This window comes from Serratia sp. H1w, assembly GCF_000633355.1.
Classification (GTDB): domain Bacteria; phylum Pseudomonadota; class Gammaproteobacteria; order Enterobacterales; family Enterobacteriaceae; genus Chania.
Map to the genome: position 1 here is coordinate 1 of NZ_AYMQ01000140.1, position 6,414 is coordinate 6,414.

General features: G+C 55.1%; 4 protein-coding genes and 1 pseudogene. 3 read left to right on the forward strand and 2 right to left on the reverse strand.

All coding sequences use genetic code 11. From position 1 onward, the window contains the following. Positions 1–25: 25 nt before the first annotated feature. From U869_RS29765 to U869_RS0126965, 3 genes and pseudogenes are all read left to right on the forward strand, one after another. Positions 26–2,276, forward strand: a pseudogene (locus U869_RS29765) (fimbria/pilus outer membrane usher protein); the annotation flags it as partial. 119 nt (positions 2,277–2,395) lie between these two features. Beyond that, positions 2,396–3,556, forward strand: a complete 1,161-nt coding sequence (locus U869_RS0126960; protein ID WP_025118767.1) for a fimbrial protein — start codon at positions 2,396–2,398, stop codon at positions 3,554–3,556. A 54-nt stretch (positions 3,557–3,610) separates the two neighbouring features. Further along, complete coding sequence (locus U869_RS0126965) at positions 3,611–4,165, forward strand: helix-turn-helix transcriptional regulator (RefSeq protein ID WP_025118766.1); 555 nt, start codon at positions 3,611–3,613, stop codon at positions 4,163–4,165. A gap of 57 nt (positions 4,166–4,222) precedes the next feature. Here the strand turns inward: U869_RS0126965 and U869_RS0126970 are convergent, their stop codons facing one another. Then, on the reverse strand, positions 4,223–5,677 hold the full coding sequence (locus tag U869_RS0126970) for a carboxylesterase (RefSeq protein WP_029987162.1): 1,455 nt from the start codon (positions 5,675–5,677) through the stop codon (positions 4,223–4,225). 147 nt (positions 5,678–5,824) lie between these two features. Continuing rightward, on the reverse strand, positions 5,825–6,292 hold the full coding sequence (locus U869_RS0126975) for a glycine zipper 2TM domain-containing protein (protein WP_025118764.1): 468 nt from the start codon (positions 6,290–6,292) through the stop codon (positions 5,825–5,827). Positions 6,293–6,414: the final 122 nt, after the last annotated feature.

Below are 6,414 nucleotides of genomic sequence, written 5' to 3' on the forward strand. Positions count from 1 at the left end.
CAACACATTGAATACTTGACCTCGCATTGCGTTTAATTACGCCAAGTTGCCAGCGGATTTTTTAAGCCCACAAAACCCGGGCGAACTCTGTCTGGATCTGCAACAAAAACTGCCGGAGGCCCAGGTCAATTACGACAGTAATGAACAGCGCCTGGATATTGTCATCCCGCAGATTTACATGTTGAACACCGCTCGTGGCACCGTCAGCCCGGAGCTGTGGGACAGCGGCGTACCGGCCGTATTGTTGGGTTATAACGTCAATGGCTACACCAGCGAATCGCACGGCAGCAGCTATGACTCGCTGTTTGCCGGGGTGAACGCCGGGGTTAATGTGGGTGCCTGGTATCTGCGCCACAACGGTTCCTACAGCCGAATGGATAACGGTGAGAGCCAATACAGCAACATCAATACCTATATGCAGCGTGATATCCCGCTATTGAAGGCACGAGTATTGATGGGGCAATCGAACACTACCGGGCAACTGTTCGACACATTGCCGTTTACCGGGGTGCAGTTGGCCACTGACGAGCGGATGTTGCCAGAGTCTCTGCGCGGCTACGCGCCGGATATCCGTGGCATTGCGCGGACCAACGCCCGTGTCACCGTGCGTCAGAACGGCCAGGTGCTGTATGAAACCACGGTCACACCGGGTGAGTTCCTGATTAATGACCTGTATCCAACGGGTTACGGCGGCAATCTGGACGTGACGGTACGTGAATCCGACGGCACCGAACAGACCTTCAGCGTGCCTTATGCCTCGGTGGCGCAGTTGTTACGCCCGGGTTCATCGCGTTATTCGATTACCGCTGGGGAAATACGCAGCGATAACCTGCGTGAGAAACCGGCGCTGTACCAGGCAACTTACCAGCTTGGCTTGACCAACACCGTCACCGGCTATGGTGGCCTGCAGGCCAGCCAGGATTACTACGCATTGCAGTTGGGCACGGCGGTGGGCACGCCCATCGGGGCGTTGGCCTTTGACGTGACCCAGGCGGGAACGAATCTGGATAACAGTACCGATGCCACGGGGCGGCATCATCCGGGCAATCGCCTCAGTGGGCAAAGCTATCAGGTGAGTTACAGCAAGCTGATCAGCGAAACCAACAGCAACCTGTCGCTGGCGGCCTACCGCTTCTCGACCGACGGTTACATGGACTTTATGACCGCGATGCAAACCCGTGACGCGGTGGCGCAGGGGTATTCCCCGGATGCGATTTCGCGGGCGAAAAATCGCCTGACGGTGACTGCCGGGCAAGGCCTGCCGGAAAACTGGGGCCAGCTGTATATCAGCGGCTCGTTGCAAGATTACTGGAATAAAGATGGCAGCGAGAAGCAGTACCAGATGGGCTACAACAACCGTTATAAGAGCCTGTCTTACGGCCTGAGCATCAACCGCAGCTTCTCCAGCCTGGGTACGGCACAAACCAACTATCTGTTGAGTTTCAGCTTGCCGCTGGGCAGTAACGATCAGACCCATACGCCGCAGTTGCGCATGGATTTGTCCCATGACAGCAGCGGGCGTTATGGCCAGCAGGCGACGGTATCCGGCACCGCAGGGCAGGAAAATCAGTTCAGCTACGGCGTCACGGCAATGAATGCCAATCAGGGCCAGGGTTCAAGCGGCTCGCTCAGTGCCAATTACCGTAGCCCGGCCACGGCGTTGAGCGGCACTTACAGTACCGGCAAAGGTTACCAGAGCGCGTCTGCCGGGATGAACGGTACGGTGATTGGTCATGCGGGTGGCGTGACCTTTACGCCGTACACCTCGGATACCTTTGCGTTGGTGGAGGCCAAGGGGGCCGAAGGGGCCAAAGTCACTTCGTATCCGGGGGTGAGCATCGACTCACGCGGTTATGCGGTGGTGCCATACTTAAACCCATACCAGATGAATGAAATCAGTATCGACCCGAAAGGTACGGCGGCCAACGTGGAACTGGACAGCACCAGCCAGAAGGTGGCCCCGCTTTCCGGGGCGGTGGTGAAGATGAAATACACCACCAAACAGGGCACAGCCATTCTGATTGATACCACCTATCAAGGGGAGCCTGTGCCGTTCGGGGCCGATGTCTTTGACGGTAAAGGCAACAGCGTGGGCACGGTGGGTCAGGGGGGGGCAGCTCTATGCGCGGGTCGCACAAGACAAGGGCCAACTGAAAGTGAAGTGGGGCGAAGGCAGTCAGATGCAGTGCCTGATCAACTATGTGCTGATGCCGATGGCCAAAGGGCAGAAATACTCCCCGATACAGCAGTTTAACACTGTTTGTGCGCCAGCTTAGGCTGTGACGATGAAGGTGGCTAACAACCGTGGCCGATGAAATTTAACGGTGCTCACACTGAACGATTGTCCTTTCTGGCCGTAGCGGTATGCCGGTTGGAAAGAGGGAAAAACATAAACATGCTATCAATAAATAACGCACTGAATCTGCTGGCCGCCGGGCTACTGATGTCCATAAGCCACAGCAGTTGGGCGGTGAAGTCATGTGCACTCAAGTCGGGTATGAGTTCGGCATCGCTGACTGTTCCACTGAGCCCACCGGTGATTTCAGCCGGTGCCGATGTGCCGATCGGCACCATCATTTATCAGGGAAGTTGGTCTAACGCGCCACTCGTGTCTGTCGATTGCCCTTCGGATGGTAATGTTGGCGTCGCGAACTGGGCCGTCGCTATCCTCCAGGCCCCCTATGCGCTCAGTGGGTTGAATACCGGCCCGTTTGCCGGGGCGGTGTACCAGACCAGTATTCCCGGGATTGGGGTGGTCATATCACGGTACAATAATCGTGCTGCCGCTACGCTGGGAACGATGGGATACCGTGATGAAGATGTTGAAATTGGCACTCTTGGGGGGGAAGTTAATTTCAGTGGTGCCACGCGCTATATTTCGTTGATTAAAACAGGCCCGCTGACGCCGGGGAGTTATTCCCTATCGGCGGCAAGCCTCCCTACGGCGAGCGATAATATGGTGAACTCTCGCACTGGAGTAGCCATTCCAGGATTACCGATCCAACTCAACCGCGTCACGTTTCAGGGAAACCTGACGATCTCGACACAGACTTGTACCACACCTGATGTCACCGTTGATCTGGGATCTCATGATATACGCGAGAAATTCAGGGGGATAAATTCGACCTCACCCTGGGTTGATGCCTCAATCATGTTGACCAACTGTCCAACCTTTTTTGGTTTTTATAATCAGACGAACACTACCCGGATGATGGACTTCGATTCGGGGGTTGGTACTACTTCTCAGTCAATCAACAACAGCATTGGTGTGCGTCTGGCCCCTGTGACCACCGTGATTGACTCTGCCAATGGCATCATGGCTATCGATGCAACGCGTCCCGATGCCGCATCGGGTGTGGGTATTCAAATCGGCTGGGGCGACAGCGGCCAAACGCCGATACCGTTTAACTTTGCGGCAGAACAGACGGTGGTTCTGCCGAAAGACGGTAGCCCAACTATCCGCGTGCCTTTGGCAGCCCGCTATATTCAAACGGCTGGCAACCCCACGCCGGGTAAGGCGGATGGCAAAGTGACGTTTACGGTGAATTACTACTGAGCCATGTTGGCGCTGGGAAAAGGATAGCCATATTAATCAAACAGGGTTGTTGATATGCCTAGGAAGATAAACGTCATTACCAATAACAGTTATTTTTTTGTTGGTGTGGCGGCGCAGTTATGCGCCGACGACCGGGTCATAAACCAAATGTCTCTCGAAGAATTGAAACAACACCCCGCCGATAATTTTAATCAGCGGGATGCACTCATTTTTCATATGACTAAGTTTACTGACGAAATAGCCTTGCTAATCTCGATGCTGACTTTTCCGGGGGACGTGGTGTTAGTCCCCGCAGAGGCCAAGGCAACGTTTGACCTCGATTTCGATCGGCGTCGGGTCTTGGCTATCCGTACCGATAACGGTACGGCATCGCTGGAAAATCCGGCTTCTGCCGTTCACTTTATGCAATTTAAATTGACCCGCCGAGAGAAGGCCATCATGTTGCACACCATTAATGGCCTGACGGCACAGGATATTGGCCAGTTGCTGGTCATATCAACCAAAACCGTGTACACGCACCGGCGTAATGCTTTACGTAAACTCGGGGGACGAAACCTGTTTCAGGTGTGTGCAATAAAAGAGACTACCTTAACGTCGGCTATTGGCTAAAGCGGAAATAGCCTGACCAGCGCCGATTGAGCACTGGCCAGGAGCCATCATTGGCGGTTATTTCGTGGGTGCCGGGCCGATATTGTCATCGACACGCTTGAGCAGATAAGGGAAGAACGGGTTAGAGGACAGACGCATCAGCGAATCCAAACCCACTACCAGCACTGCCCGCTCACCACGAGCGGCAAAGGTACCCAGGCTGATGCCGTACTGATTGCGCGGTTCTGGATAACGTCCGTACAGGGAATCACTCAGCGGGAACGGTAACGCCACGTGTGACAGCGAGAAGATATCCGGCAAATAGGTGATGCCAAGCAGATCGGTGGTTTCTGTCGTTTGCCCTGCGACGATGGTACGTGCCTCGGTATCGGTGGTTTCCGGCGTCACGTTGGTGACTATGGTAGCCGTATAGTTACGCGGTGGCGGTGGTAACAGCCTTGGCAGCGCGGTATAGGAAGAGGTTCTCAGCAAGGGGCCGAAAGCCACCGCCTGGTTCAAATCGAATAACACCACTTCGCTGCCGTTAGCGGGCAGATGGTTATACAGAGCAGTGATCACCGCACGCGTGCTGACGGTTGAGTCCATCACCGATTGGAACGTCAGGATCGGTGGCAATTCGCCCATTTTGCCGTTGCGTGAATCGGCGGCAATCTGCTTTTGCAATGCCTGAGTCAGTTGGAAGGACTGGCGTGCCGCATTGACCGGGAACGAATTGTATTTGAACGGGTTGAACTCCGGTACGATCCCCAGCCAGGCCGCCTTGGCAAACGCTGGGAAGATCGCAGGCCAACCGGCAACCCCGGCAAAGCGGGCAAAGCTGGTGACGCCGATCATCGGCGAAATCAGCACCACACGCTGGGGTTTGGCCAGACGCGGATCGTCCAGCGCATCCAGCGTATACTTCATCGCCAATGCGCCGCCATTGGAGAAGCCTACGATATGCAACGGGACATCGTCACCCGCCAGGTGTTTGGCTTCGCGGATTGCCAGCCGTGTCGCAGCCATCCAGTCTTGCCAGTCTACGTCGGTCAGCGCACCTGGTACGGTGCCGTGCGCCGGTAAACGAATACCGACCGCCACATAGCCGTATTCACGGTAACTATCCGCAATATGCCGCAGGCTGTAAGGAGTATCGGTCAGGCCATGTAACAGCACCACGGCGCCTTTCGGTTTGCCGTCCGGCATCATGATGTAGGAGCGGTTCCAGTCGGTGGGAAACTTTTCAGGATAGATTGGGCTGCCGGCATAGTAGCGGTTCAACGAGGTTTGCTGACTGCTGTCCAGCTTGTCAGTCACATTCTGGCGCACCTCGTTGAAAATGGCGTCCTCGGCGGTCAGATAGTCTGCCCAACTGGCCTTGTCGATCTCATCGGCATGCATTTCATGAGGGACAAAGGTATGCCAAAGCTGTAACTCCGGCCCACGCTGGGTGTCATAAATCCTCGCCCCGAGAGCACCGATGATTAGCATCACCAGCAGCAGGGCGATACGTTTACTCCATTTGATAAACATCAGGTTTAACTCCGTTTTTTATTGTAATGATCGAGCCGGAAAACTCGCTATCATCCCGCAAAGGGAAGATCGTCCCTGAATTCTGTATCCCAGTAGCAAGGGGCCATATTGCGGTCTGGCACCTAAACCGTACTGCAACCTGTTGGCTTAGCGTGGCGATACTGTTGTTGTGCTGCCATTGGTCACCAGTGCAACGCGCTGCCCATTATGGAACTGGGTTGAGCCTTGCGCCTGAACGACCACGATATTCACGCCATCATCCCGGCGCACTTCCAACTCTACCCCGGCGCTGCGATTCATCGCACTTTGAATGCCGGAGCCTGCGGCTGCACCGCCAACGGCGCCTGCTGCCGTGGCCAGATTGCGGCCTGTGCCACCCCCAACCGTGTTACCCAGGAAACCACCGACTACGGCGCCCCCGATGGCCCCAGCGGCGTTGGTGCCATCTCCACCCTGAATGGTGACCGGACGTACGGATACCAGCGTGCCATAAGTCACAAAGTTGGCCTGCCTGGCCTGTGCTGCGGTAAAGGTATCGCCGGAAGCGGTGTTATTAGCGTTACACCCACTGAGAACGGCGGCAGCAAGAGCGACAACAATGATTGTTTTATTCATAAGAAAACTCCGAACGGGTTAAGTGCGCAAAGAGACAACCGCTGTCTCATGCAAATAAGTATGGCAGGAACCTGATTTTATTCAGGTGATGGGGAAAAAAATTATATACCCAATAAACCTCA

Coding starts and splice junctions, on each gene's coding strand:
- U869_RS0126960 (WP_025118767.1), top strand. CDS start 2,396: ATGCTATCAATAAATAACGCACTGAATCTGCTGGCCGCCGGGCTACTG.
- U869_RS0126965 (WP_025118766.1), top strand. CDS start 3,611: ATGCCTAGGAAGATAAACGTCATTACCAATAACAGTTATTTTTTTGTT.
- U869_RS0126970 (WP_029987162.1), bottom strand. CDS start 5,677: ATGTTTATCAAATGGAGTAAACGTATCGCCCTGCTGCTGGTGATGCTA.
- U869_RS0126975 (WP_025118764.1), bottom strand. CDS start 6,292: ATGAATAAAACAATCATTGTTGTCGCTCTTGCTGCCGCCGTTCTCAGT.